This window comes from Williamsia sp. z34 (assembly GCF_059553395.1).
On the sequence record NZ_JCANWW010000002.1, the window covers coordinates 97,980 to 122,460 of the forward strand.

The window sequence follows — 24,481 nt, forward strand, 5'->3', positions numbered from 1 at the left end:
CCGGGCCGGTCACTCGATCACACGGTGACCGGCGGAGTAGATGTTCATCGATTCGCCGCGCAGGAATCCGATGATCGCAACGCCCTGTTCGGTTCCGAGGTCCACCGCGAGTGATGACGGTGCCGATACGGCGGCGATGATCGGTATCCCGGCCATCACGGCCTTCTGAACGAGTTCGAACGACACCCGGCCGGAGAGCATCAGGACGCTGCCTCGCAGCGGCAGCATGTCTTGCTGCAGGGCCCAGCCGATCACCTTGTCGACCGCGTTGTGCCTGCCGACGTCTTCCCGTGCCACGAGCAGGGTGCCGTCGGTGGTGAACAACGCGGCTCCGTGCACCCCGCCGGTGGAGTCGAAGATCTTTTGCGAGTCGCGGAGACGATCCGGCAGCTGTGCCAGTGTCTCGACGTCCACGGTGGCGTCGTCATCGGCCGGCCGATGATTCGAGGCCAACCGGACCGCGTCGAGTGAGGCCTTGCCGCAGACCCCGCACGACGACGTCGTGAAGAAGTTGCGGGTGGCCGACGACGGAAGACTGCGGTTCTCACGCAACGTCACATCGAGCACGTTGTAGGTGTTGCGACCTTGGTCGTCGACCCCGTCGCAGTACCGGATGGTGGCGATGTCGTCGGCACCGTCGATGATGCCCTCGGTCAACAGGAAGCCGTGGGCGAAATCGATATCGGCCCCGGGGGTCCGCATCGTCACCGACAGGGACTTTCCGGCCACTCGCAGTTCCAGCGGTTCTTCGACGGCCAGGGTGTCCGCTCGGGAGTCCGTGCCGCTCGGCCTGATCCGCCGGACTCTGGTGCGTGTGCTCATGCGGCCCATCAGCGGCGCTCCAATCGGACGGTCAGTGCCTTCGACACCGGTGTATTGGATTTGGCCGCAACATGTTCGAGCGGCACGAGCGGATTGGTCTCGGGGTAATAGGCCGCCGCGTTGCCGCGGGGAGTGGGGTAGGCGACGACCCGGAACGCCTCCACCCGGCGTTCTTCGAGGCCGGTGGGACCTGCGAACTCGGAGACCAGGTCGACACTTTGACCTTCGGTGAACCCGAACCCGGTGATGTCTTCGGGGTTGAGCAGCACCACGCGGCGATCACCCTTGATGCCGCGGTACCGGTCGTCGTGTCCGTAGATCGTGGTGTTGTACTGATCGTGGCTGCGCATGGTCTGCAGGATGACGCGCCCTTCGGGTACCCGCAGCCAGTTCAGGGGATTGGTGGCCAGATTGGCCTTACCGGTCCGGGTCGGGAACGTCCGGGTGTCACGGGGCGGATGGGGCAGGACAAACCCATCCGGCCGGCGGACCCGGTTGTTGAAGTCATCGAAGCCCGGTACCACTCGCGAGATGTGGTCGCGGACCACGTCGTAGTCATCCGCCATCGCGGTCCAGGGGACCGGGTGGTCGGCACCCAGGGTCGCGCGGGCGATGTCGCAGATGATCGACACCTCGCTGCGGAGATGATCACTGGCGGGCGGCAGCGACCCGCGGGACAGGTGGACCGCCGACATGGAATCCTCCACGGTGACAGCTTGTTTGCGACCATCTCGGATGTCTTTGTCGGTGCGGCCCAGGGTGGGCAGGAGCAGGGCGGTGGTCCCGGGGCGCAGGTGTGAGGCGTTGAGTTTGGTGCTCACCTGCACGGTGAGCCGGCAGTTGCCCATTGCGGCCGCGGTGGCGTCGGTGTCGGGGGAGGCGGACACGAAATTGCCTCCCATGGCCATGAAGAACCGGATGTCGCCGGCGGCCATCGCGCGAATGGTGTCGACGGTGTCGAGACCGTGCTTGCGGGGGGAGACGATCGCGAACTCGCGGTCCAGGGCCTCGAGGAACTCGTCGGGCATTTTCTCCCACACACCCATCGTGCGGTCGCCCTGGACGTTGGAATGTCCACGGACGGGACACACTCCGGCACCGGGCTTGCCGATCATGCCGCGCAGCAGCAGGACGTTGGTGAGTTCTTCGATGGTCGCGACACCGTGAACCTGTTGGGTCAGGCCCATCGCCCAGCAGATGATGGTGCGCTCCGAGGCGATCAGCCGATCGGCCAGCGCGCGGATGGAGTCCTCGGTCAATCCGGTGGCAGTGACGATCTCGTCGAGGTCGGTCTTTTCGAGCTCGTCCAGATAGTCCTGTACCCCGAGGCAGTGTTCGTCCAGAAAGGCGTGATCGAAAACGGTTCCGGGAGCAACTTTCTCGGCGTCGAGCAAGAGCTTGCCCAGACCCCGGAACAGCGCCATGTCACCGCCGATCCGGATCTGCAGGAACTCGTCGGCCAAGGCGGTGCCCTTGCCGAGTACCCCGTTGATCTTCTGCGGGTCCTTGAACCGCAACAGACCCGCTTCGGGAAGTGGGTTGACCGCGATGATGGTGGCACCGTGTTGTTTCGCCTTCTCGAGTACCGAGAGCATCCGCGGATGATTGGTGCCCGGGTTCTGTCCGGCGATGATGATCAGATCCGCGGCCTCGAGGTCCGGGACCGACACCGATCCCTTGCCGATACCGATCGACGAGACGAGTGCACTGCCCGAGGACTCGTGGCACATGTTGGAACAGTCGGGAAGGTTGTTGGTACCGAGCGACCGGGCGAACAGCTGGTAGACAAACGCGGCCTCGTTGCTCGTCCGGCCCGACGTGTAGAACGCCGCCTGATCGGGATGTTCGAGGTTTGTGAGTTCGTCGGCGATCAGTGTAAATGCCTGATCCCAGGCGATCGGGCGATAGTGGTCGTCGCCGGCGGTGAGCACCATCGGATGGGTGATCCGGCCCTGCTGCGACATCCAGTATTCCGAGCGCTCGCGCAGGTCGGAAAGGCTGTGCGTAGCAAAGAAATCCGGGCCGACGGTCCGTTTGGTCGCTTCTTCTGCAACGGCTTTGGCGCCGTTCTCGCAGAACTCCGCGTGCTTTCGGTGGTCCGGTGTTTCCGGCCAGGCGCAGCCGGGACAGTCGAAACCATTGCGCTGATTGAGGCCCACCAGGGTGCGAGCGGTGCGCACCGGCCCCATCTGTTTCACCGCGCGGTTGAGAGCTACGGCAACCGCGGTGACCCCGGCCGCCCACTGCTTGGGCGAATGCTGCTCGAGTTCGTCGCGTGCAGGCTCCCGGATCGATTCGGTGTTCATGCAAATCATCTTCCCCTGTCGGCCCGAATCCACCCACAGCAAGGCCCCGCTCGCGTTAACTGTCCCCATGGAGACTTCACCAGTGGGCGCAGTGGTCTTGGCCGGTGGCGCGTCGAAGCGGATGGGCAGCGACAAGGCCGCCCTGGCGTGGAATGGCGAATCGATGCTGGGTCGGGTCACCCGGGTGGTGGCCGAGCGGTGCGATCCGGTCCTGGTTGTCGCCTCGGCCAAGTCGCCGGCCTATCTCGGACTGGCCGAAGAACACCCCGGCACCGAGCAGATCCGCTGGGTGACCGACGAGAAGCCGGGGGCCGGACCGCTGGCGGGCCTCGCGCGTGGGCTGGCGGCGGCAGCAGAAGCCGGACGCGACGTGGTGTTCGTGTGTGCCACCGACATGCCGTTGATCTCTGTGGCCATGATCGACGAGTTGTTGCGGGGGCTGTCGGACGCCGACGACGCGGTGATCGCGGTTGATTCGCAGCGGGCCCACCCGTTGGCCGGGGTGTACCGCACCCGGGTCGCCGGAACACTCGCCGACCTGGTCCAGACCGGGGAACGACGAATGCTCGCCGCCGTCGACGCCCTGCGCACCCACCGGGTGACCCTGAGCGATCCGGCCTGGCTGACCAACGTGAACGCGCCCGAAGACCTGCATCGCCTCCGCGTTCACTGACCTGTTGATCGGCGGCCGGACCGCTATACCCGACGTGCGCTTTTCTCGCTTGCCGGACGACTGCCTAGAATTGGCCGGTGACCGAATCGACCGCGCATTCCGCCAGCAGTCCCACCGCCCTGCCCAAGGCCTGGGATCCAGGTGCGTACGAGGGCGAGCTCTACCAGGGGTGGGTCGACGCCGGGTACTTCACCGCCGACCCGTCCAGCGACAAGCCGCCGTTCTCGATCGTATTGCCCCCGCCGAACGTCACGGGGTCGCTGCACATGGGACACGCGCTCGATCACGTGCTGATGGACGCCCTGTGCCGGCGACGTCGTATGCAGGGCTACGAGGTCCTGTGGCTACCGGGCATGGACCATGCCGGTATCGCCACCCAGAGCCTGGTCGAGCGTCAGCTCGCCGCCAAGGGCGAGAACAAGGACGACCTCGGGCGTGAAGAGTTCATCAACCGGGTCTGGACGTGGAAGGCCGAGTCCGGCGGCACCATCGGCACGCAGATGCGCAGTCTCGGCGACGGCGTCGACTGGTCGCGCGAACGCTTCACGATGGACGAGGGTCTGTCGAAGGCCGTTCAGACCGTCTTCAAGCGGATGTTCGATGACGGTCTGATCTACCGCGCCGAACGGCTGGTGAACTGGTCGCCGGTGATGAAGACGGCCATCAGCGACATCGAGGTCAAATACGCCGACGTCGAAGGTGAACTGGTCAGCTTCCGTTACGGCTCCCTCGACGACAACGAACCGCACATCGTGGTGGCCACGACCCGGCTGGAGACGATGCTCGGTGACACCGCGATCGCCGTGCACCCCGACGACGATCGGTACCGGCATCTGGTCGGCACCGAAATCGAGCACCCGTTCGTCGACCGCAAGATCCCGGTGATCGCCGACGATTACGTCGACCCCGAGTTCGGTACCGGCGCGGTGAAGATCACCCCGGCCCACGATCCCAACGACTTCGCGATCGGTTCTCGCCACCACCTTCCGATGCCGACGATGATGGACGAATCGGCGCGCGTGGCCGGGACCGGCACCGAGTTCGACGGTCTGGATCGTTACGAGGCCCGCGCCAAGATCCGCGAAGTGCTCGCAGCGCAGGGTCGCATCGTCAAAGAGGTGCGTCCGTACGTGCACAGCGTCGGTCACTCCGAGCGCAGTGGTGAGCCGATCGAGCCGCGCCTGAGCATGCAGTGGTGGGTCCGCGTGGAGACCCTGGCCAAGGCCGCCGGCGACGCGGTCCGCAGCGGCGAGACGGTGATCCATCCGAAATCGCTCGAACCACGCTGGTTCGCCTGGGTCGACGACATGCACGACTGGTGCATCTCACGTCAATTGTGGTGGGGTCACCGGATTCCGGTCTGGTACGGACCTGACGGCGACATGGTCTGTGTCGGGCCCGATGAACAGCCGCCGGCCGGATACGTGCAGGACAACGACGTCCTAGACACCTGGTTCTCGTCGGGTCTGTGGCCGTTCTCGACGATGGGCTGGCCCGAGGTCGGCGACGAACTCAAGAAGTTCTATCCCACATCGGTTTTGGTGACCGGATACGACATCATCTTCTTCTGGGTCGCCCGGATGATGATGTTCGGCACGTATGTGGCCGGCGAACTGGGCAAGGAGATCGGCCACGATGCGCCGGTCCCGTTCCGGAACGTCTTCCTGCACGGTCTGGTGCGCGACGAACACGGCAGCAAGATGTCGAAGTCGAAGGGCAACGGCATCGACCCGCTCGACTGGGTCAACCAGTACGGAGCCGACGCGCTGCGATTCACCCTGGCGCGCGGCGCCAACCCGGGAGGAGACCTCTCGGTGGGCGAGTCGCTCGCGCAGTCGTCCCGGAACTTCGCCACGAAACTCTTCAACGCCACCAAGTTCGCGTTGATGAACGGCGCCGCGGTCGGAGAACTCCCGGCGAGTGAGGACCTCACCGACACCGACCGGTGGATCCTGGACCGGCTCGAACAGGTCCGCCGCGACGTCGACGCCGGATTCGAGGCATACGAGTTCTCCAAGGCCTGCGAGTCGTTGTTCCACTTCGCGTGGGACGAGTTCTGTGACTGGTACCTCGAACTGGCCAAGGTTCAATTCGCGCGCGACGACGAAGCCCGTTCGGCCGCAACGAAAATCGTGCTCGGCACCGTCCTCGACGAACTGCTGCGGATGCTGCATCCGGTGATGCCTTTCGTGACCGAGGTGCTGTGGAAGACACTCACCGGCGGCGAATCGGTGGTCATCGCGCAGTGGCCGACCGCCGCGGGCGTCGAGACGGACACCGTTGCCGCCAGGCGCGTCACCGACACCCAGAAACTGATCACCGACATCCGTCGCTTCCGCAGCGATCAGGGCCTCAAGCCGTCGCAGAAGGTGGCTGCCGAACTGATCGGCCTCGACGAGGCCGATCTCGCCGGCCAGCGCGACTACATCGACTCCCTGGCCAAGCTGAACCGGGCCGAAGACGGTTTCTCGGCGACCGCGACGATCGAGGTGCGGTTGGCCCAGAGCACCGTGACCGTCCAGATCGACACCTCGGGCACCATCGACGTCGAGGCCGAGAAGCGCCGATTGACAAAGGATCTGGCGCTGGCGCAGAAGGAGCTCGAGACGACCACCGCCAAACTCGCGAACGAGCAGTTCCTGTCGAAGGCGCCCGAACCGGTCAAGGAGAAGATCCGGACCCGGCAGCAGATCGCCGGTGACGAGGTGGCCAGGATCACCGGCAAGATCGAGGCGCTGGGTTCCGGATCATGACCGAACCGACAAATCCCGACCATCCGGCCCCGACCGCCGACGACCTCGCCGAGCTGGCAGAGGTCGAGGCGCTGCTCGACACCCGCTGGCCGGAGACCCGGATCGAACCGTCCCTGGCCCGGATCTCGGCGCTGATGGATCTGCTGGGTTCGCCCCAGAAGGGCTACCCGTCGATCCACATCGCCGGCACCAACGGCAAGACCTCGGTGTCCCGGATCATCGATGCGCTGCTGACCGCACTGCATCGCCGCACCGGCCGGATCACCAGCCCTCACCTGCAATCGGCCACCGAGCGGATCTCGATAGACGGGGTGCCTATCTCACCGCGGACATACGTGGACACCTACCGCGAACTCGAGCCGTACATCGACATGATCGACGACCGGTCGCTCGCGGCGGACGGACCCCGGATGAGCAAGTTCGAGGTCCTCACCGCGATGGCGTACACCGCATTCGCCGAGGCCCCGGTCGAGGTCGCCGTGGTGGAAACCGGGATGGGCGGTCGCTGGGACGCGACCAACGTCATCGATGCCACGGTGTCGGTCATCACGCCGATCGCGATGGACCACAAAGACTTTCTCGGGGACACCCTGACCGCGATCGCGGAGGAGAAGGCCGGGATCATCAAGAAGGCGCCCGATTCACTGGTGCCGACCGATCCGGTGACCATCCTGGCGGTGCAAAAACCCGAGGTCGCCGACGTGTTACTCCGGGCGGCTGTCGAAGCCGATTCGTTTGTCGCACGTGAAGGTTCCGAGTTCGCGGTGCTCGAACGGCGCACGGCCGTCGGTGGGCAGTTGCTGACGTTGCAGGGTCTCGGTGGCGAATACCCCGAGGTGTTCCTGCCGCTCCACGGCGCCCATCAGGCGTCGAATGCAGCGCTTGCGCTGGCCGCGGTGGAGGCGTTCTTCGGCGCCGGCGCAGATCGGCAACTGGACATCGAGGCCATCCGCGCGGGGTTTGCCGCCGTCACCAATCCGGGCCGTCTCGAACGCGTGCGTTCGGCGCCGACGGTCTTCCTCGATGCCGCGCACAATCCACATGGTGCGGCAGCGCTGGCGACGGCACTGGAGGAAGAGTTCGATTTCCGGCGTCTGATCGGTGTCGTCAGCGCGATGGCGGACAAGGATGTGGCGGGGCTGCTGCGCGCCTTCGAGCCGATTTTCGACGTCATCGTGTTGACCCACAACGGTTCTCCACGTGCGATGGATCCGGAACTCCTTGCCGAGGTGGCGGTCTCGATCTTCGGGGAAGAGCGGGTCCAGGTGCACGGCTTCCTGCCGGATGCGGTAGAGGCGGCCATCGAACTCGCCGAGGAGAACCTCGATGACAGCGGCATGATGTCCGGGACTGGTGTGGTGATCACCGGCTCGGTGGTGACCGCAGGTGCCGCGCGCACACTCTTTGGTAAGGATCCGGCATGAGTGAGAACGACCCCACCGATTCCCGCGGACCGACTCCGCAGCGGTTCACCCCGCCCAGCGTCGACCCCTGGCGGGGACTTCGTGGCGTGATGGCCGGGACGCTGATCCTCGAGGCGATCGTCATCGCACTGGCTTTTCCCATCGTGTGGCGGGTCGGCGGGGGACTGACTGTGTGGTCGGGTCTCTACCTGGGACTGCTGACTCTGGCGATGATTCTCGGTTCGGGACTGCAGGGCCGCAGCTGGGCCCTGCCGTACAACCTTGCGCTGCAAGTCATCACGATTGCCGGGTGGGCCATCCACTGGTCCATCGGTGTCGTGGGTGTCGTATTCGGGATCGTCTGGGTGTACATCGCATATATCAAACGCGATGTGCGATTGCGGATGGAAAGTGGCCAACTGAACGGCCAGGAACCGATCGACGACTGATCGTCGTGGCCCGGGGGTGTTGTTGCTCGAACGTAACCTGGAAAACGGGCATTTGGGGTGTTGCCGAGTGGTCGGCGCTGACAAGATCGCCTACACGTCATCTTTGACCCCCATTCTGTGATCGAAAGGTCTGTGCTCTCTATGTCGCGTACCCCGAAGTTTTTTCCTGCCGCCTGTGCCGCACTCGGCGGTGTTGCCTGCGTTGCCGCCGGGTTGGTCGTGGGAACCGGCGCGGCCTCGGCAGAGGTGGGTTCACCGCTTCCGGTCGGTGACGGCCAATGGGGATACATCGCCACGCATGCGCTCACCGAGCGTGCCGCCGACATGAACCTGCCGGAGTTCGTCGCATCGGTACCGGTGCCCGGGGAGTACAAGCTCGCAAACCTGGCGATGGCGGCCCGGTTCGACATCGCTGTGAACGAGGCGCTGACCTCACCGGGCGGTTGTGTACAGGTGGTCATCGATCCGGCTCCCACCGGCGGCGGCGTCTTCAGCTACGGATTCTTCTCGGTCGCCGGGGAGTACTGCCAGCCGTGAGGCGGCGCGGGGTCTCGGGTTAGGCTTGCCCGGTGACTGAACGCACTCTGGTACTGATCAAGCCCGACGGTGTGAACCGCCAACTCGTCGGGGACATCATCGGCCGAATCGAGCGAAAAGGCCTGTCGCTGGTGGCGATGGAGCTCAAGACCGTCAGCGACGACATCGCCGCGGGCCACTACGCCGAGCACGAGGGCAAGCCCTTCTATCCCTCGTTGCTCGAATTCATCACCTCGGGGCCGCTGGTGGCCGCGGTACTCGAGGGCCCCCGGGCAATTGCCGCTTTCCGGCAGATCGCCGGCGGCACCGACCCCGTGGAAAAAGCCGTTCCCGGAACCATCCGTGGCGACTTCGCGTTGAGCACCCAGTTCAACCTCGTCCATGGTTCGGACTCGCCGGATTCCGCAGAGCGCGAAATCGCGCTCTGGTTCCCTGACCTCGGCTGATCGCCCGGCAGTCCTCCGAGTTTGCGTCGAACTCGGAGGACTTGGCCGCGGCCTCCTGGTTGTGTGGGATACTGGCTGAGGTTGTCGAGCCCGTCGGGCGCCGACGACCAGATGATCAGATCGGGTGCTCGGTCCCCAGGTCGCATGGATTCTCATGCGGTGTGGCGTGGACATCGTGGCGCTCGAGAAAGTCAATCATCACGCCAGGCATCGCCGGCGGGTGCGGGGAACGTCTCACATCCACCGGGCGAAGCGAGACCTAACAATCCCGGCCGAGGCCGGGTAAATAGCACAGCCCTCGCGTGGCCGCGTTTATCCGCGCCCGGGGGCTTGAGGAGAATACGTGGCCGACACGCAGTCGCCGGACGAACTGAACAACAGCAGTTCGGCACAAGAGTTTCCGCACAAGATGCGAGTGCATGCACTGGCAAGACTTCTGGGGCTGAGCAGCCGCGAAGTGCTGGTGCACCTGGCAGACATGGGGATCGCCGCTCGCAGCCCCCAGTCGAGCATCGTGCGAAGTACAGCCATCGCTGTTCGCGACAAGATCGCTGCTGGTGAAGGCGCCGAACCGGCACCAGACGTACCTGCCGCCGAGGCAGAGGTCCCCGTTGCGCAGAGCGAGCCGCCGGCCGCCGAGGCCGATGCCCCCGCGGCAGAGCCCGCCCTCGAGGCCGAGCCGACGCGTGCCCGTGCACCCCGGGCATCCCGCAAGAAGGCGGCCGAGCCGCTGAATCTCTTCTCCGCTGTCGACGAGGACACCGCGCCGGCACCGGAACGACCCGCCGCAGCGCCCGGACATGCCGGGTCCCCGTTGTTCCTGTCCGCAGAACCGGTCCCGGCTGCCGCCGTGGACGACCGGGACGAGTCGGACTCGGATTCTGACACCGACGAAGACGACGGTGATGCAGGTTCCCGCCGGCGCCGTCGGGGCCGTCGTGGTCGTGGCCGCGGGCGCGGTGAGATCGCTGCCGAGGGAACCGACGAGGACACCGCCGACGCGCATACCGATACCGAGTCGGACGCTGCGGTCGAGGCCGATACCCCGGCAGTGGACACCGAGGTCTCCGAGAGCGCGGACTCCGACGAAGACAAGACCGACTCGGACAAGCCCGAGGCCCGCAGCGGCAACCGCCGCAAGCGCAGTCGCTCCAAGAAGCCGCGGGTCGATGCCGACGCGGAGCAGGTCGTGACCGCGTCCGGTTCCGAGTCGTCCGATACCGACGGCGACGAGAAGACCGATTCCTCGACCGAATCATCCGCGGACGATTCCGAGGGCTCGGACGACCGCGGGACCGGCGAGCCGACGGACTCGGACTCCGACGACTCCGATGAGTCCGGCGATGCGGGTTCTGCCAACCGTCGTCGTCGCCGCCGTCGCCGTCGCAAGGGTGGCGAGAGTGACGACGCCACGACCACCGACGATCCGCCGAATACGGTTGTGCACGAGCGTGAACCCCGCAACAAGTCGCGGAGCCGCGACGAGGTGCAGGGGATCTCGGGTTCGACGCGCCTGGAGGCGAAGCGTCAGCGTCGTCGTGACGGCCGCGACGCCGGTCGTCGCCGTCCGCCGATCCTGAGCGAGTCCGAGTTCCTGGCCCGCCGCGAATCGGTCGATCGTGTGATGGTCGTGCGGGAACGGTCCGGCGTGGCCGCAACCGTGACCCACGAGGCACACGGCGACCATGCGTCGTCGGACGCCTCGCAGGCGACCCGCGACTACACCCAGGTCGCCGTGCTGGAAGACGGCGTTCTGGTCGAGCACTTCGTGACCACCTCGAACTCGTCGTCGATGGTCGGCAACATCTACCTCGGCCGGGTTCAGAACGTTCTGCCCGGCATGGAAGCCGCCTTCGTCGACATCGGCCGGGGCCGCAACGGCGTCCTGTATGCCGGCGAGGTCAACTGGGATGCCGCCGGTCTCGATGGCGGGTCGCGAAAGATCGAACAGGCGCTGCGCCCGGGAGATCCGGTCCTGGTGCAGGTCAGCAAAGATCCCGTGGGCCACAAGGGTGCCCGCCTGACCACGCAGATCTCCCTGGCCGGTCGTTACCTGGTGTACGTGCCGGGTGGCGGATCGACCGGGATCAGCCGCAAGCTGCCCGACACCGAGCGCAAGCGACTCAAGCAGATCCTCGGGAAGATCGTCCCCGACGACGCCGGCGTGATCATCCGCACCGCGTCCGAGGGCGTCTCCGCCGACGAACTGACCCGCGACATCGAGCGTCTGCAGCAGCAGTGGGAAACCATCAACGCCGCGACACCGTCGGCGAACAAGTCGAAGACGGCTGCACCCCAGGCCCTGTACGAGGAGCCCGACCTGCTGGTCAAGGTCGTCCGCGACCTGTTCAACGAAGACTTCAAGAAGTTGATCGTCGAGGGCAACGGTGCATGGAACGAGGTCGAGGGCTACGTCCGTGGCGTCGCCCCGGATCTCCTCGATCGCGTCGAGCGCTTCGAGAAGCCACACGCGGACTCACCTGACGTCTTCGACGTGTACCGAATCGACGAGCAGCTGGCAAAGGCGTTGGACCGCAAGGTCTGGCTGCCCTCCGGCGGTACGTTGATCATCGAGCACACCGAGGCCATGACGGTCGTCGACGTCAACACCGGCAAGTTCACCGGTTCCGGCGGCAACCTCGAAGAGACGGTCACCCGTAACAACCTGGAAGCCGCCGAAGAGATCGTGCGGCAGATGCGGTTGCGGGACATCGGCGGCATGATCGTCGTCGATTTCATCGACATGGTTCTCGAGTCGAACCGGGATCTGGTGTTGCGCAGGCTGACCGAGGCACTGGGACGCGATCGCACGCGGCACCAGGTGTCCGAGGTGACGTCACTCGGTCTGGTGCAGATGACGCGTAAGCGTTTGGGCACCGGACTGCTCGAGGCCTTCTCGACCACCTGCACCTGCTGCAACGGCCGCGGAATCATCGTGCACGCGAACCCCGTCGAGATCTCCACCGGCGGCGACGATTCCAGCCGTGGCGGAATCGATTCGAAGCGTCCGCGCCGAAATCGTCGGAGCGGCAAGCCGGATCAGCCGGCCGTCGCGCAGGTCGTCGAGTCGAAGCCGGCTGCCCACAGCCCGGCCGAACATCCGATGTTCCGGGCGATGGCGAGCCACACCCCGGACACCGATACCGAGGCCGGCGATACCCAAACCCCGGGCACGGACATCGATTCGGGCACGGGCGACCAGGCCCCGCAGCCGCAGACCGAAACGAACGCTCCGACAGCGGTCGCTGAGACCGCACCGGTGGTACGTGAACACAAGCGGGCACCGAAGTCGATCGTTGTCGCCGCACCGAAGGTCGACGAGTCCCCGGTGACGGATGTCACGGCGACCGTGAAACCGGTCCCGGAGACGAAGATCGACACACCGGCCGCCGCTGACGGCGAGTCATCGTCGGAGGCCGCACCGGCATCCACCGCGCACGCGGCGCCGCCCAAGCGTCGGCGCGCGGTCAGGCGCAAGCCTGCAGTTTCTCCGCCTCCATCGCAGCCTGCGGTGGTCGTAGAGGTGGCTCCGGCCGCACCCGTCACCACGTCGGGTCCGGTGGGAGCAACCACCGAACCGGCAGTTGCCGTACGTCGCAAGCCGCGACGCAGGGCGGCCGGACGACCGGCAGGACCGCCGGTCGAAGAGTGAAACACGCTCGATAGGGGAGCTGGTTTGACCTGGTCGGCCATACTCCCGTAACCTTGCCAAGTCGCCATTCGGCGGACGGATAGCGCTGTGTCTGTTATGCAGCGCCCGGCCGGATCGGCAACGGGCAAGAGCCCGAATGAACCACGACAGACAGTTAGAGGTAGCTCTCCGATGGCAACGTACGCGATCGTCAAGACCGGCGGTAAGCAGTACAAGGTCGCTGAAGGCGATCTGGTGAAGGTCGAGAAGATTGACAGCAAGCTCGGTGATACCGTCTCGCTGCCCGTGACGCTTGTCGTCAACGGCGCTGATCTGACCACCGACGCTGACAAGCTCTCGAAGATCTCGGTGACAACCGAGGTCGTCGAGCATGTCAAGGGTCCGAAGATCAAGATCCACAAGTTCAAGAACAAGACCGGCTACCACAAGCGCCAGGGGCACCGTCAGAAGCTGACGGTTCTCAAGGTCACCGGTATCAAGTAACACGCCCACACACTTCTCAGGAGAACAGTCATGGCACATAAGAAGGGTGCATCCAGTTCGCGCAACGGGCGCGATTCGAATGCCCAGCGACTCGGTGTGAAGCGCTTCGGTGGCCAGCAGGTCAGCGCCGGCGAGATCATCGTTCGTCAGCGCGGCACGCACTTCCACCCCGGCGTCAACGTCGGACGTGGCGGCGACGACACTCTGTTCGCTCTCTCTGCCGGTGCGGTCGAGTTCGGTGCCAAGCGTGGCCGCAAGACCGTCAATATCGTCCCGGAGCCTGTGCAGGCCTGATCCGGCGCAGCCAGCTCCACAAAGCTATAGCTCCTAAGGGGCGGGCAGGGTCACTCGATCCGGTCCGCCCCTTAGAAATTTCCTAACTCTCGCAAGGTGAAAAATGTCTAGATTTGTTGACCGCGTGACGATTCACGCGACCGCGGGCAACGGCGGCCACGGCTGCTCCTCTGTTCATCGCGAGAAGTTCAAACCGCTCGGTGGTCCCGACGGCGGCAACGGTGGCAATGGCGGCGACGTGACCCTGGTGGTCGATTCGCAGGTCCACACGTTGCTCGATTTCCACTTCCACCCACATGCCAAGGCCGGCAACGGCAGGCCCGGTGCCGGTGCCAACCGGGATGGCGCAAAGGGTGAACCGCTGATCCTTCCGGTTCCCGATGGCACGATGGTCCTCGACCCCGACGGCAAGCTCTTGGCCGACCTCGTGGGGGAGGGCACCACATTTGCCGCTGCCTCCGGTGGCCGTGGTGGTCTCGGAAACGCCTCACTTGCCTCCAAGGCGCGCAAGGCCCCCGGCTTCGCCCTGCTCGGTGAAGAGGGTGAGGTCCGTGAGCTGGTCCTCGAACTCAAATCCGTCGCCGACGTCGGACTCGTCGGCTTCCCGTCGGCAGGCAAATCGTCTCTGGTTTCGGTGCTCTCGGCGGCCAAGCCGAAGATCGCCGATTACCCCTTCACCACGCTGCGCCCCAACCTCGGTGTGGTCAACAGCGGTTCGGACATCTTCACGATCGCCGACGTCCCGGGTCTGATCCCCGGCGCTTCGGAAGGTCGCGGGCTCGGCCTCGACTTCCTCCGCCACATCGAGCGCTGCGCGGTGCTGGCCCACGTGGTCGACTGTGCCACCCTCGAACCCGGTCGTGACCCGGTCACCGACATCGACGTACTCGAAGCCGAACTGGCCGCGTACCAGCCGGTTCTGCAGTCCGACACCGGACTCGGCGATCTCGCGAGCCGTCCGCGCGTGGTGATCCTGAACAAGATCGACGTGCCCGACGCCCTCGAACTCGCCGAGATGATCAAACCTGAACTGGAGCAGCGTGGCTGGCCGGTCTTCATGATCTCGGCGGTCGCCCACAAGGGACTCAAAGAACTCACCTACGCACTTGCCGACCAGGTGCGGCAGTACCGGATCGATCACCCCAAGCCGGTTGCCCGCCGCCCGGTGATCCGTCCGATCGCGACCGACGACAACGGCTTCTCGGTGATCGCCGATCCGGACGAGCCCGGTGGCTTCATCGTCCGCGGTACGCGCCCGGAGCGCTGGATCAAGCAGACCCAGTTCGGAAACGACGAGGCGGTCGGCTATCTCGCCGACCGACTCAGCCGACTCGGTGTGGAGGCAGAACTGGTCAAGCAGGGTGCCGAAGCCGGATGCATCGTCACCATCGGTGACGTGTCGTTCGAATGGGAGCCGCAAGTCGCTGTGGCAGAAGACTTCCCGATGAGTGGTCGCGGGTCGGACATCCGGCTCGATCGCCCGGATCGGATCGGAGCCGCCGACCGTAAGATCGCGCGGCGCCTGCGCCGCGGCCTCGATGTGGAACTCGAGGATCCGGACGAATCGTGACCAGTGTTACCCGGCAACAGATCACGGGTGCCCGCAGCATTGTTGTGAAGATCGGTTCATCGGCGCTCACGGACCTGACCACCGGTCTCGACGTCGGACGGCTCGACGCGCTCGCCGATGCACTCGAAGCCCGGATGCGGGCGGGTTCGGACGTCATCGTGGTGTCGTCCGGGGCGATCGGTGCGGGTATCGCGCCACTGGGTCTGAAGGCCCGGCCCAAAGATCTCGCGACCAAGCAGGCCGCGGCCAGCGTCGGCCAGCTCGCACTGGCACACGCCTGGCACACATCCTTCGCCCGTTATGACCGCACCGTCGGCCAGGTCCTGCTGACCGCGCACGACGTCTCGCTGCGCGCTCATCACGCGAACGCACAACGGACACTGGATCGCCTGCGTTCGCTGGGTGCGGTCGCGATCGTCAACGAGAACGACACCGTGGCCACCAACGAGATCCGGTTCGGTGACAACGACCGGCTCGCTGCCCTGGTGGCGCATCTGGCCGGCGCGGACGCACTGGTACTGCTCTCCGATGTCGACGGTCTCTACGATGGTGATCCCCGCAAAGGGGACGCCTCATTCATCCCCGAGGTGGGTGGACCCGAAGATCTCGACGGTGTGATCGCCGGTAGCGGTGGCGCACTGGGTACCGGCGGAATGGCGTCGAAGCTGTCCGCCGCGCGCCTCGCCGCCGATGCCGGACTTCCGGTCTTGTTGGCCGCCGCGGCCGATGCTTCTGCCGCGCTGACCGACGCGTCGGTGGGTACGGCGTTCGCGCCACGCCCGCACCGTCTTTCGGCTCGCAAGTTCTGGGTTCGGCATGCCGCCGAGGCCACCGGACGGTTGATCCTCGACGACGGGGCCATCCGCGCGGTCGCCCGGGCTCGGCATTCGTTGCTGCCGGCCGGCATCGTTGCGACGAAGGGCCGCTTCTACAACGGTGACGTGGTCGACCTGGCCGATCAGAAGGGCCAGACCCGAGCGCGAGGCGTTGTCGCCTACGACGCCGGGGAAGTGGCCAAGATGATCGGGAAATCGACATCAGACCTGCCGGCGGACTTTCGCCGGCCGGTGGTTCATGCCGACGATCTGGTGGCGCTGTAGCGGTCGTCCTCGGCGTTGCTGAGCAGTTCGAGTACTTGTGAGCAGGGCCCGTCGATCTTGATCGTCGCGTACTCGTCGCCGCGGGTATGGCCGCGGTTGACGATGTGGATCGGCGTGCCGTTGCGCCAGGCCCGTCGAACAAAACGCAGACCACTCATCACGGTCAGGGACGACCCGAGGACGAGTAGGGCATCGGCATCGTCGACCATCGCAAAACCTTGCTCCACAATGCTTTTCGGAACGCTCTCGCCGAAGTACACGATGTCGGGTTTCAGTATCCCGCCGCAGGCCGGACAGTCGACCATGACGAAATCGGTGGTGTCGGCGACCACCACATCGGCATCGGGAGCCACCTCGATGGCGCCCCGGCCGCGGATGCGGGTGACGAATCCGGCGTTGTGCGGCTCGAGCAGATCTGCGAGCCGGTGGCGGCTCATCACGTGGGCGCAGCTCAGGCAGCGGACCCGGCCGTAACTTCCGTGGAGATCGATGACGGCCCGGTTGCCTGCCTTGAGGTGGAGCATGTCGACGTTCTGGGTGATGATGCCGTTGATCCGGCCAGCGCGCTCCAGAGCGGCGAGCGCGCGGTGGCCGGCGTTGGGCAGGGCGGCATCCATATGTCGCCAGCCGATGTGATTGCGCGCCCAGTAGTGCCTGCGGAACTGTGGCGAACTCAGGAACATCTCAATGGTCATCGGTGTGCGGGCTGGGGCGTCCGGACTGCGGTAGTCGGGGATGCCGGAATCGGTCGACATGCCCGCACCGGTCAGTACCAGCGCTCGCTTCCCGGCAAGCTCCTGGCGGAGCTGCCGTACCCGCGCGGGCAGGTCGGGGTCTGGGTCGGTGGGCTCTGCGGGTTCCCACTGCACCGGGCGGGTTTGCACGCCGTCCAGGATACGCAAAACTCGGCACCCCTATCGGGGTGCCGAGTTCATCTTGCGCCGATTCGGCCGAAGGGGAAATCCGAAGCGTCCGGGCAACTGGTGCATCGCACAATGCACCAGGACAGCGCTACCCGGCGCGGGCCCGGAAGCAACGGAGGGCTCCGCGACGGCCGAACCGAGTCAGGCGCCGACGGTGACCAGTGGGTAGACACCGTTCTCGTCGTGGGTCTCGTTGCCGACGACGGGCGGATTGAACACGCACAACATGCGCATCTGGGTATCAGCGGTCACGGTGTGACGCTCGTTGCCGTTGAGCAGGTACATCGAGCCGGGGCCCAGTGGGTACTTCTCACCGGTTTCGCGGTCGAGCAGCGTGCCCTCACCCTCGATCAGCCAGACGGCCTCCACGTGATTGGCGTAGTGGAACTCGTTGACCGTCCCGGCCTTGATGGTGGTCTCGTGGAACGAGAACCCGACGAGGTCGCCTCCGAGCACGATGCGCTTGGAGCGCCAGTTGCCGTTCTCGGCCTCGATGTCGCGGTCGGTACCGGTGATCTCCTGCGTGGTGCGCACGATCATATGAAAACCTTTCTGTTGCAGGAGAGTTCGTTTAGAACTCAGGAATGGAGGATGTCCGCGGTCGCCTGGCTGAGAATCGCCAGCCCCTGATCGAGCTCGGCGTTGGTGATCGTCAGCGGCGGCAGCAGTTTCACGACCTCATCGGACGGGCCGGCCGATTCGACCAGCAGGCCCCGGTCGTAGGCGAGCGCGCAGACCTTGGCGGCCTTGTCGGGGTCCTCGAAGACCAGGCCCTGGACCATGCCGCGGCCGCGGGTGCTGATGCCCTTGTGGGTGCTGCAGAGCGAGATGAATGCATCGCGGATCCGCTCGCCCTTGGCGATCGTCTCCTTCTCGAAGGTGTCGTCCGACCAGTAGTGCTCGATCGCCTTCGTGGCGGTGACGAACGCGGGGTTGTTCCCGCGGAACGTGCCGTTGTGCTCGCCGGGCGCCCACACGTCCAGGTGCGGCTTGAACAGCGTCAGGGCCATCGGTAGTCCGTAGCCACCGATCGACTTCGACAGCGTGACGATGTCGGGCACGATTCCGGCCTCCTCGAACGAGAAGAAGGCGCCGGTACGGCCACAACCCATCTGGACGTCGTCGACGATCAGCAGGATCTCGCGTCGCTTGCACAGTTCGGACAGGGCGCGCAGCCATTCGGGGCGGGCCACATTGACGCCACCCTCACCCTGCACGGTTTCGACTATCACCGCGGCCGGGCGGTTCAGTCCGCTGCCCGAGTCGTCGAGAACGCGCTCGAACCAGCTGAAGTCCTCGACCACACCGTCGAAGTAGTTGTCGAACGGCATGGGGGTGGCGTGCACCAGCGGGATGCCGGCGCCTGCGCGCTTCATCGAGTTGCCCGTCACGGATAGGGCCCCGAGGGTCATTCCGTGAAAAGCGTTGGTGAAGTTGATGATCGAGGTGCGTCCGGTGACCTTGCGGGCCAGCTTCAGTGCGCTCTCCACGGCGTTCGTACCGGTGGGGCCGGGGAACTGGACCTTGTAGTCGAGTCCACGCGGCAGCAGGATCTTGTCCTGAAACGCTTGCAGGAACGCACCTTTGGCGGTGGTGGACATGTCGAGTCCGTGGGTGATCCCGTCGTTCTCGATGTACTCGAGCAGTGCGGCCTTCAGCACGGGATTGTTGTGTCCGTAGTTCAATGCGCCTGCGCCGCCGAAGAAGTCGAGATACTGGTTGCCGTCGCGGTCGGTGACCCACACGCCCTTGGCGCTGGTGAAGATCGCCGGCCATGCGCGGCTGTAGCTGCGGACCTCGGACTCACGGGTCTCGAAGATGTTGGCCGAAAAGGTTTCTTGCGTTGAGGTAGTCATATTTCCTCCGATGGGTGCGAAAGGTGCCCGTTTCTCGCCTGAACGAATCAGGGGCAACAGGTCGATTTCGTACTGAGTTGGGAGCGCTGGGCGGGCGGGTCGATCCCGGCTTCCGCCAAGGTGTGTGCGGCGATGGCTACGCCGCAGGCCGCCGGCCAGGCGGATGGGATGGAGCGTGGGTCAGCGTCGCGGTGCGACGATATACAGATCCTCTTGCTCGTGATTGTCCGGAAAGTCGTTGGCCGAGAAGAGATCTTCGCGTCGGATGCTCATCTCACGTCGCTCGGCCAGACCCTGGAACAATGCCTGCGAGGCTTTGTTGTCGGGACTGATGGTGGTGTGCAGCGTCGTGATCCCGCGCGGTTCGAGTCGATCCATCAACTGGGCCAACATCTTTCCGGCCAATCCGAGCCCGCGCTGGTCGGCGTCGACGGCGACTTGCCACACCATCACGACGTCGGGCAGTTCGGGGCGGAGATAGCCGGTCACGAAACCGACGACTTCACCGTCGACTTCGGCGACTACTGATGTCTGGGCGAAATCCTGACACCACAGAACGTAGGCGTAACTCGAGTTCAGATCGAGAACTTTTGAGTCACGGGCGATTTCCCAGAGCCGGACTCCGTCAGAAATCTTTGGTGATCGAAATGCCACCGCGTCCGGCGCGGCGGTTGGGGTAGCGCTGATCTGAGTTGGGCTCATATCGAATTCGAAGTTAACAAGGCGTGACATCGATGTCACCCGCCCTGCGAAATTGGTGCGTAAAGCACGCTACAAACGCCTGATCATCATGTGTTTGTGAGGTGCCTCACAAAATCATGTCCTGCGTAACGGTTTTGCACTGCATCCCCCGATGCGTCGGTACCTGCGGTGTCGCGGGACAATGGGCGCCATGACCCGCATCATCGCCGGCGCAGCCCGCGGCCGACGCCTGACGGTTCCGGCCGCCGGGACCCGCCCGACGACCGACCAGGTACGTGAGTCGGTGTTCAACATCCTGACAAATCGGCTCGACTTCTCGGGGCTCGTCGTCCTCGATCTCTTTGCCGGATCCGGCGCACTGGGGCTCGAGGCGCTCTCCCGTGGGGCGCAGTCGGCGATTCTTGTCGAATCCGATGCCAGGGCGGCCAAGGTGATCGGCGGCAACATCACGTCGTCGGGTCTGGCCGGTGCGCGTCTCGTCCGCCGCCGCGTGGCCGACTACCTGCGTGCCGGTGCTCCGGTGGCAGACCTCGTGTTCGCCGATCCTCCCTATGACCTGCCCGACGAGCAGATCTCCGAGATGCTCGCGTTGTTGGCGAAGGGTCCGGTGGCACCGGGTGGTCTGGTGGTGCTCGAACGATCGGTGCGCAGTGCGGACACGGACTGGCCGGAGGCGTTCGGGGACACGCGGGTCCGCAAGTACGGGGAGACCCGGATCGAGATGGCCGAACTCGGTTGAGTGGCCGCGCACCGCGGCCTGATAACTTTCTGTCATGTCCGGAGCCGTCTGCCCAGGATCGTTCGACCCAGTCACCTCGGGGCATCTCTATGTCTTCGAGCGTGCCGCGGCCCGATTCGACGAACTGATCATCACTGTGACGATCAATCCCAACAAAAAGGGACTGTTCAGTGTCGAGGAGAGACTCGAATTGCTGGAGAAGGTGACCGCGCACCTGCCGAACGTGCGCATCGACAGTTGGCAGGGCCTGTTGGTCGATCATGTGCGCGAGCAGGGGGTCGACACCATCGTGAAGGGCCTGCGTGGTGCCGCGGACTTCGAATACGAGTTGCCGATGGCGCAGATGAACCGTGACCTCACCGGCGTCGAGACGGTTTTCATGATCACGGACCCGCGCCTGGCGCACGTGTCGAGCTCGCTGGTGAAAGAGGTCGCGAAACTCGGTGGGTCCGTCAGCGAGTTCCTGCCCGCTGTGGTGCACGAACGGCTACTCGAGAAGTTGTCCGCGGGCCGCTGAGGCTCCCCGGGGCCGACGTCCGGTCGGTCTTTTTTCGGCCCGTGGCAGGGTTTCGCCAGGCACTCGGCCTACTCTGGAGCCCGACACACCGGCCCGGGTTGCGTCGTCACGGCCGCAACATTGGGCACACTAGTCACAGAGATAACACAAAACCAGCGATCGCAACACGATGAGCACGTGCCAACCGGGCACGGCCGTCATGGTTTGCGGCGAGGAGTGAGGTAGCTGTGTACCGGGTATTCGAAGCGCTGGACGAATTGGGTGCGATCGTCGAAGAAGCGCGCAGTGTTCCGATGACAGCGGGTTGCGTTGTTCCTCGGGGCGACGTGCTGGAACTGCTCGACGACGTCAAAGACGCCATTCCCGGCGATCTCGATGATGCGCAGGACGTACTCGACCAGCGCGACAAGCTGTTGGGTGACGCACGTCTGCACGCCGACACCATGGTCGGGGAGGCCACCGCCGAAGCGGACTCGACCCTGGCGCATGCGCGCGCGGAAGCCGACCGGATCCTGGCCGAGGCCAAGTCACACGCCGACCGCATGGTCGCCGAAGCACAGTCACATTCGGGTCAGATGCTGGCCGACGCCACCGCCGAGTCCGAGCGACTGGCCGCCGCGGCGAGCCGTGAATACGAGTCGGTGACCGGACGGGCGCGCGCTGAGGCCGAGCGGATGATCGAATCCGGCAACGCCAACTACGAGCGTTCCATCGCCGAAGGCATCGCCGAACAGCAGCGACTGGTCTCCGAGACCGAGGTCGTGCAGGCCGCCCGTTCGGAGTCCGAGCGGATCATCGACGCGGCACATGCCGAGTCCGACCGCCTGCGCGGCGAATGCGATGTCTACGTCGACAACAAGCTGGCCGAGTTCGAGGAACTGCTGACCGGGACGATCCGGTCGGTGAATCGCGGGCGCCAGCAGTTGCGTACCGGAGCCGGTGTGCACGACTACGCCGAGCACGTCCGTCGCGGTGATTTCGGCACCGGAATGGCCGTCTGAACCAGCGCATATACCCGATGTAGATCCGGGTTGTGTCGGGATTGTCGAATGCGGCTATTCGAGGCGTATCGTGGTTCCTTGTGTCAGCGCGCGAAGGCAGTTCAATACGTCAGTCCCATCCCGTCGATGGCCCGTTCTCCCTGGACATCCGCAGTTTGGGTAGACGGGCCGGTTCGATGCGGGAAGTCCATCGGGCGATCACCGACGGGCCCCGCATCGGCCTGGACATGATCGCGATCCCGGCAGGTAGTGATGTGGATCTCGACCTCCGTCTCGAGGCCGTCTCCGAGGGTGTCCTGGTGACCGGTTGTGTGAGCGGCGAGACCGAAGGTCAGTGTGTCCGCTGCCTGGAACCCGTCACCGGCACCGCGAGCGTCTACCTCACCGAACTGTTCGCCTATCCGGACAGCGCCACCGACGAGACCACCGACGCCGACGAGATGCACCGGATCGTCGATGACAAGCTCGACCTGGAACAGGCGATCATCGACGCGGTTGCGCTCGACCTGCCGGCCACACCGTTGTGCAGCGACGACTGCCCGGGGTTGTGTCCCGAATGCGGTGTACGGCTCGCGGTGGCCGAGCCCGGTCATCACCACGACAAGATCGACCCGCGGTGGGCCGGCCTGGCATCGAAGTTTGCCGAGGATCCAGAGTCGAAGTCGTGACAGAGACCGTCGGATCAGGTGTGAGCGCGTCGGCTGATCATGGGGATCTGCTGGCGGCGGTGAATGTGTCGTTGTCCGACGAGATGTTGGAACTGGCCCTGACACATCGCTCCTACGCCTACGAGCACGGCCGGCTCCCCACCAACGAGCGCCTCGAGTTCCTCGGGGACTCGGTCCTCGGTGTGGTGGTCACAGAGCACCTTTACCGCACCCACCCGGATCGGGCGGAGGGCGAACTGGCGAAGATCCGCGCGAGCGTGGTCAACATGCACGCCCTGGCCGATGTCGCACGTGGTCTGGGTCCCGGAGGCCTGGGAGCCCACCTTCGCCTCGGCAAGGGTGAGGAGATGACCGGTGGCCGCGACAAGGCGAGCATCCTGGCGGACGGCATGGAAGCGCTGATCGGCGCCATCCACCTCGAACTGGGTCTGGAGACCGCGCGCAAAACGGTGCTCTCGCTCTTCGCTTCTGCGCTGAGCCGGTCGGCAGCACTGGGAGCAGGCCTCGACTGGAAGACCTCCCTGCAGGAACTCACGGCAGAGAAGGCCCTCGGCGTGCCGGTGTACCAGATCACCTCCACTGGCCCCGATCACTGCAAAGAGTTCACCGCAACGGTTCTCGTCGGCGGGCAGCCGTTGGGTTCCGGAGTCGGCAAGACCAAGAAAGAGGCCGAACAATTGGCCGCGTCCACTGCCTGGAAAGCGATTTCCGGGACAGGAGAAGATGCCTGAACTACCCGAGGTCGAGGTGGTACGCCGCGGCCTCACCGATCATGTTGTCGGCCACCGGATCATCTCGGTCGAGGTCTTGCACCCGCGGGCGGTGCGCAGACACCTCGGCGGCGCACTCGATCTGATCGGAATGCTCGCCGGGGCAACCATCACGGCCGCCAATCGTCGCGGCAAGTACCTGTGGCTCGAAGCGGATCCGGCCGGCCGCGCCGACCCCCTGGCAGTGGTGGTCCACCTGGGGATGAGCGGACAGATGCTGGTGCAGCAGCCCGGTGCACCCGACGAGACCCACCTTCGCATCCGCGCGACCCTGGACAACCGAACAGAACTGCGATTTGTCGACCAGCGGACGTTCGGCGGCTGGATGGTCGACGACCTCATCGGGGGCGCTCCGGCATCGATAGCCCACATCGCGCCCGATCCCTTTGCCCCGGAATATGATCCGGACGCGGTCGTAAAAGTGCTCAAGGGTAAGCACACCGAGATCAAGAGAGCGATTCTCGACCAGACCGTGGTATCCGGCGTCGGTAACATCTATGCCGACGAAGCCCTGTGGCGCAGCAAGATTCATGGCCGGCGACTCACCGACAAACTCACCGCAAAGGCGCTGCGGTCGGTGTTGGACAACGCCGCCGATGTGATGTCGCAAGCACTCGAGCAGGGCGGTACGTCCTTCGATGCCCTCTACGTCAACGTCAACGGGCAGTCCGGCTACTTCGAGCGATCCCTGAATGCCTATGGCCGCGAAGGGGAACCCTGCCGACGGTGCGGTGCCACCATGCGACGCGAGCAATTCATGAACCGCAGTTCGTTCAGTTGTCCGCGCTGCCAGATCCGACCCCGCGGTTGACACTCG

The 24,481-nt window shown here is 65.2% G+C and carries 23 protein-coding genes; 17 read left to right on the plus strand and 6 right to left on the minus strand.

The annotated features are described in order from the left end of the window. Positions 1-9 precede the first annotated feature (9 nt). Together fdhD and AC51GT_RS04775 are read right to left on the minus strand one after the other, a co-directional pair. Positions 10-831 (minus strand): formate dehydrogenase accessory sulfurtransferase FdhD, encoded by an 822-nt coding sequence (fdhD, locus tag AC51GT_RS04770; protein WP_496328057.1) that lies wholly within the window; start codon positions 829-831, stop codon positions 10-12. Continuing rightward, a complete protein-coding gene (locus AC51GT_RS04775; protein WP_496328058.1) occupies positions 831-3,128 on the minus strand; it encodes an FdhF/YdeP family oxidoreductase in 2,298 nt (765 codons plus the stop codon). Before AC51GT_RS04775 ends, fdhD begins: the two co-directional genes overlap by 1 nt. A 67-nt stretch (positions 3,129-3,195) precedes the next feature. Here AC51GT_RS04775 and mobA point away from each other — a divergent pair, with 67 nt between their 5' ends. The 11 genes from mobA to proB all read left to right on the plus strand — a co-directional run bounded on the left by mobA (position 3,196) and on the right by proB (position 16,488). Continuing rightward, a complete protein-coding gene (gene mobA, locus AC51GT_RS04780; protein ID WP_496325382.1) occupies positions 3,196-3,801 on the plus strand; it encodes a molybdenum cofactor guanylyltransferase in 606 nt (201 codons plus the stop codon). A gap of 77 nt (positions 3,802-3,878) precedes the next feature. Further along, positions 3,879-6,554, plus strand: coding sequence for a valine--tRNA ligase (locus tag AC51GT_RS04785; RefSeq protein ID WP_496328059.1), 2,676 nt, complete (start codon positions 3,879-3,881; stop codon positions 6,552-6,554). Beyond that, positions 6,551-7,978: a bifunctional tetrahydrofolate synthase/dihydrofolate synthase gene (folC, locus tag AC51GT_RS04790; protein WP_496325380.1), complete on the plus strand. Its 1,428-nt coding sequence runs from the start codon at positions 6,551-6,553 to the stop codon at positions 7,976-7,978. The genes AC51GT_RS04785 and folC overlap by 4 nt, the downstream gene beginning before the upstream one ends. Further along, positions 7,975-8,406: a DUF4233 domain-containing protein gene (locus AC51GT_RS04795; RefSeq protein WP_496325379.1), complete on the plus strand. Its 432-nt coding sequence runs from the start codon at positions 7,975-7,977 to the stop codon at positions 8,404-8,406. The genes folC and AC51GT_RS04795 overlap by 4 nt, the downstream gene beginning before the upstream one ends. 141 nt (positions 8,407-8,547) lie before the next feature. Further along, positions 8,548-8,943 carry a hypothetical protein gene (locus tag AC51GT_RS04800; protein ID WP_496328060.1) on the plus strand — a complete coding sequence of 132 codons (396 nt, stop codon included), beginning with the start codon at positions 8,548-8,550 and terminating at the stop codon, positions 8,941-8,943. A 32-nt stretch (positions 8,944-8,975) separates the two neighbouring features. Then, positions 8,976-9,389, plus strand: a complete 414-nt coding sequence (gene ndk, locus AC51GT_RS04805; protein WP_496328061.1) for a nucleoside-diphosphate kinase — start codon at positions 8,976-8,978, stop codon at positions 9,387-9,389. A 343-nt stretch (positions 9,390-9,732) separates the two neighbouring features. Then, complete coding sequence (locus AC51GT_RS04810; protein WP_496328062.1) at positions 9,733-13,041, plus strand: translation initiation factor IF-2 N-terminal domain-containing protein; 3,309 nt, start codon at positions 9,733-9,735, stop codon at positions 13,039-13,041. 171 nt (positions 13,042-13,212) lie between these two features. Next, complete coding sequence (gene rplU, locus AC51GT_RS04815; RefSeq protein ID WP_496325375.1) at positions 13,213-13,524, plus strand: 50S ribosomal protein L21; 312 nt, start codon at positions 13,213-13,215, stop codon at positions 13,522-13,524. A 30-nt stretch (positions 13,525-13,554) separates the two neighbouring features. After that, a complete protein-coding gene (gene rpmA, locus AC51GT_RS04820; protein ID WP_496325374.1) occupies positions 13,555-13,818 on the plus strand; it encodes a 50S ribosomal protein L27 in 264 nt (87 codons plus the stop codon). Positions 13,819-13,921: 103 nt separating this feature from the next. Further along, positions 13,922-15,388, plus strand: coding sequence for a GTPase ObgE (gene obgE, locus AC51GT_RS04825; protein WP_496325373.1), 1,467 nt, complete (start codon positions 13,922-13,924; stop codon positions 15,386-15,388). Beyond that, positions 15,382-16,488 (plus strand): glutamate 5-kinase, encoded by a 1,107-nt coding sequence (gene proB, locus AC51GT_RS04830; RefSeq protein WP_496325471.1) that lies wholly within the window; start codon positions 15,382-15,384, stop codon positions 16,486-16,488. The genes obgE and proB overlap by 7 nt, the downstream gene beginning before the upstream one ends. Here proB and AC51GT_RS04835 read toward each other — a convergent pair. The 4 genes from AC51GT_RS04835 to ectA form a co-directional block, all read right to left on the minus strand. Continuing rightward, a complete protein-coding gene (locus tag AC51GT_RS04835) occupies positions 16,461-17,372 on the minus strand; it encodes a Sir2 family NAD-dependent protein deacetylase (protein WP_496328063.1) in 912 nt (303 codons plus the stop codon). The genes proB and AC51GT_RS04835 overlap by 28 nt on opposite strands. A 180-nt stretch (positions 17,373-17,552) precedes the next feature. Then, on the minus strand, positions 17,553-17,951 hold the full coding sequence (locus AC51GT_RS04840; RefSeq protein WP_496325371.1) for an ectoine synthase: 399 nt from the start codon (positions 17,949-17,951) through the stop codon (positions 17,553-17,555). 38 nt (positions 17,952-17,989) lie between these two features. After that, positions 17,990-19,267, minus strand: coding sequence for a diaminobutyrate--2-oxoglutarate transaminase (gene ectB / locus AC51GT_RS04845; protein WP_496325370.1), 1,278 nt, complete (start codon positions 19,265-19,267; stop codon positions 17,990-17,992). Positions 19,268-19,447: 180 nt separating this feature from the next. Continuing rightward, positions 19,448-19,969 (minus strand): diaminobutyrate acetyltransferase, encoded by a 522-nt coding sequence (gene ectA / locus AC51GT_RS04850; protein ID WP_496328064.1) that lies wholly within the window; start codon positions 19,967-19,969, stop codon positions 19,448-19,450. 190 nt (positions 19,970-20,159) lie between these two features. Between ectA and rsmD the strand changes: the two genes are divergently transcribed. The 6 genes from rsmD to mutM all read left to right on the plus strand — a co-directional run bounded on the left by rsmD (position 20,160) and on the right by mutM (position 24,475). Beyond that, positions 20,160-20,708, plus strand: a complete 549-nt coding sequence (rsmD, locus tag AC51GT_RS04855; RefSeq protein ID WP_496328065.1) for a 16S rRNA (guanine(966)-N(2))-methyltransferase RsmD — start codon at positions 20,160-20,162, stop codon at positions 20,706-20,708. A 34-nt stretch (positions 20,709-20,742) separates the two neighbouring features. Continuing rightward, positions 20,743-21,225: a pantetheine-phosphate adenylyltransferase gene (coaD, locus tag AC51GT_RS04860; RefSeq protein WP_496325367.1), complete on the plus strand. Its 483-nt coding sequence runs from the start codon at positions 20,743-20,745 to the stop codon at positions 21,223-21,225. 227 nt (positions 21,226-21,452) lie between these two features. Continuing rightward, the gene (locus AC51GT_RS04865) at positions 21,453-22,226 is read left to right on the plus strand and encodes a DivIVA domain-containing protein (RefSeq protein ID WP_496328066.1); all 774 of its coding nucleotides are present in this window, start codon (positions 21,453-21,455) and stop codon (positions 22,224-22,226) included. Between the two features lie 176 nt (positions 22,227-22,402). Beyond that, positions 22,403-22,894, plus strand: coding sequence for a YceD family protein (locus tag AC51GT_RS04870; RefSeq protein WP_496325470.1), 492 nt, complete (start codon positions 22,403-22,405; stop codon positions 22,892-22,894). Next, positions 22,891-23,625, plus strand: coding sequence for a ribonuclease III (gene rnc, locus AC51GT_RS04875; RefSeq protein WP_496325365.1), 735 nt, complete (start codon positions 22,891-22,893; stop codon positions 23,623-23,625). Before AC51GT_RS04870 ends, rnc begins: the two co-directional genes overlap by 4 nt. Further along, a complete protein-coding gene (gene mutM / locus AC51GT_RS04880; protein WP_496328067.1) occupies positions 23,618-24,475 on the plus strand; it encodes a bifunctional DNA-formamidopyrimidine glycosylase/DNA-(apurinic or apyrimidinic site) lyase in 858 nt (285 codons plus the stop codon). The genes rnc and mutM overlap by 8 nt, the downstream gene beginning before the upstream one ends. Positions 24,476-24,481: the final 6 nt, after the last annotated feature.